The organism is Streptomyces kebangsaanensis (genome assembly GCF_001906585.1).
Lineage (GTDB): Bacteria > Actinomycetota > Actinomycetes > Streptomycetales > Streptomycetaceae > Streptomyces > Streptomyces kebangsaanensis.
In genome coordinates, this window is record NZ_JUJA01000136.1 from 18398 (window position 1) to 19180 (window position 783).

The window sequence follows — 783 nt, forward strand, 5'->3', positions numbered from 1 at the left end:
CCCGCCGATCGGGTGGGGCGCCGTCGCCGCGGGCGGCACGCTGGCCGGGGTGGGCTTCACCGTGTCCCTGCTGATCGCCACGCTCGCCTTCCGCGGCACCCGGCTGGAGGAGGCGAAGATCGGCATTCTGGCGGCCGTGCTGTGCTCCTTCCTGGTCACCTGGCTGGTGACCAGGGGGCTCGCCCTGCTGCCCCCGCGACGCCGGGCCCGCGCGCTGCTCGGCCGGGGCCAGGTCGTCGTCGACCTCGGCGAACCCGTCGACCCCGGACGCGACCACGTCCGCGGCCCGCTCGACGCCCCGGTGACCCTGGTCGAGTACGGCGACTACGAGTGCCCGTACTGCGGCCTGGCGGAGCCGGTCGTGCGCGAGCTGCTCGCCGAGTTCGGCGACGACGTGCGCTACGTCTGGCGCCATCTGCCGCTCACCGACGTCCACCCGAGCGCGCAGCTCGCCGCCGAGGCCGCGGAGGCCGCCGCCCGCCAGGGCCGCTTCTGGCCGATGCACGACGTCCTGATCAGCCACCAGGGCGACCTGCGCCCCGACGACCTCCTGCGCTACGCCGAGCGGGTCGGGGTCGACGGCGACCGCTTCCGCCGGGACCTGCTCGGGCGGGCCGGTGCGGAACGGGTGGCCGACGACGTGGAGTCGGCCGACCTCAGCGACGTCTCCGGCACCCCGACCTTCTTCGTCAACGGCCGCCGCCACCACGGCGCCTACGACGTCGCCACCCTCTCGGCGGCCGTGCGCGCCGCCCGCGAGCGGGCCGTGCTGGCGGGGGCGGG

General features: G+C 76.6%; 1 protein-coding gene. It reads left to right on the forward strand.

What is annotated here, in order from left to right; all coding sequences use genetic code 11:
• A partial coding sequence (locus RH94_RS43910) for a DsbA family protein (protein ID WP_234425893.1) occupies positions 1-783 on the forward strand: 783 nt, incomplete at both ends.